Here is a 1,650-nt window from a genome sequence, read left to right on the forward strand (position 1 = left end):
GATTGTGTCAAGTACTTGTGGGAGTTTTTAAGGATCCTAATTTCATCATAATTAAATCCACACTTTTGTTAGCGTTACCAAGCCGATGTGCTTGGTTTTCCTGTCCATTCTATATGATTTAAAATCCACATAATCCTTTCAACGCAGCTGTAATTGGTCTTCCTACTGCTTGTTTTAAATATGCTACATTATCTCTTGTTGCTTCAGCTGCACTATCTGTTAGCTTCTCTACAAAGTGCTTAGGTGGCTTCTCATTATCCCCCTGATTTACTGATTTCTCAAGGGATCCATGTAATGTTTTAATTTCTAAATCATCCTTCAATGCCACCATAACATCAATAAATTTATCTAGTCCTTCTTTGCACCAGCTTCTTCCGTTTTTAAGTCTTCTAGCGAAGACGCTCATAGTTCCTTCAGCACTTCCCATTGGGCGAAAATTAACTGTTTCAATACCTTGTTTCTTCAACAGCTTTCGGTAATCACCTAAGGCTTTTGGATATTGGGAAAGTTGTGCGATTAGCTCTTCCAGTCTCTCTTCCTTTTTATCAGTTTCAAGTGTACCAACTGCACTATTTAGTTCCACCATAAAACCTTCCCAATCATAATCGGATAATTTCTTGCGTATGGACCTATATCTTGAGTGTCCTCTAAACAAGCGTTGAACGTCTCTTGCGACGTGAAAACGGTCAATCACGAATATAGCGTTATTTCGAAAATAATCCTGACACGAAGTAATCCACTTAGCTCCATCACCATTTATGACAAGCTGATGCTTAGTCGCGTCGTAATCGTAGGTGTTCATTAAATATTGTTCGAATTCTTCCCAGAAGGGAAGTTTACCTTCATGAATAAAATGACGTTTCTCCTTTAAACTCGCACGCCTTCCATTCATTTCCCAGCCTTGATGAACGCTAGCAATTTTAACCTCACGCCCACGTTTTCCTTTTTCCTGACTCTTCGTATAAAGTCCATCTACTTCAACAAAAATAACATCTTGGTTTAGTGAAATAGATTCCTCTGGAACAATTTCTGTATTCAACAATTGTTGGCGAATAGCTTCATGGCTGATAACTGGATATCCTAGCAACTTTTCCATGGCATCACTCGCTTGGCGATAAGAACCCCCTGTTACAGCTAGTTCAATTGCCAAATCTTGCACTACCGGGCTCATACCTTTTGTACCATCAAAAGCAAGATATTGATCCAATAAATATACGTGCTTACCAGTTTCTCTATCTTGATAATAATTTCTTTTTAACTCAACTGTTCCAAAGATTGAGTCAAATTTTAATGGCCTCTTATCTTTTAAGTAATATCTTTTTTTATCTCGCCCTGTGGCTATTGCCACATCCAGCTCAGACAACGTTTGAGCCATCACTTGGGAGAAACTTTTCTGTAATGCACGGTATGTTATTTGTTCTAATTCTTTCATTGTGATTGAATCTATGATATCTTTCATTTTAAGGACCTCTTTCTTGTATTTTTGGTTGTGGTAAACTCAACTATACAAAAGAAGGTCCTTTTTTTCATGCAAAACAAATTATACTTTCTACCGCGCTTTGCTTGGTTCATCCATTATCAGGTTCGAAGTCTATCGACTTCAATCCTAATAATGGATTATATGTTCTCCCATAAACATTTTACTCTAAC

The 1,650-nt window shown here is 37.5% G+C and carries 1 protein-coding gene; it reads right to left on the reverse strand.

Features of this window, described 5'->3' with window-relative positions:
• Positions 1 to 118 precede the first annotated feature (118 nt).
• Complete coding sequence (locus WKT09_RS13595) at positions 119 to 1,459, reverse strand: ISLre2 family transposase (protein ID WP_340416548.1); 1,341 nt, start codon at positions 1,457 to 1,459, stop codon at positions 119 to 121.
• Positions 1,460 to 1,650 lie beyond the last annotated feature (191 nt).

This window comes from Pseudogracilibacillus sp. ICA-222130 (assembly GCF_037892545.1).
Classification (GTDB): Bacteria; Bacillota; Bacilli; order Bacillales; family Amphibacillaceae; genus Pseudogracilibacillus.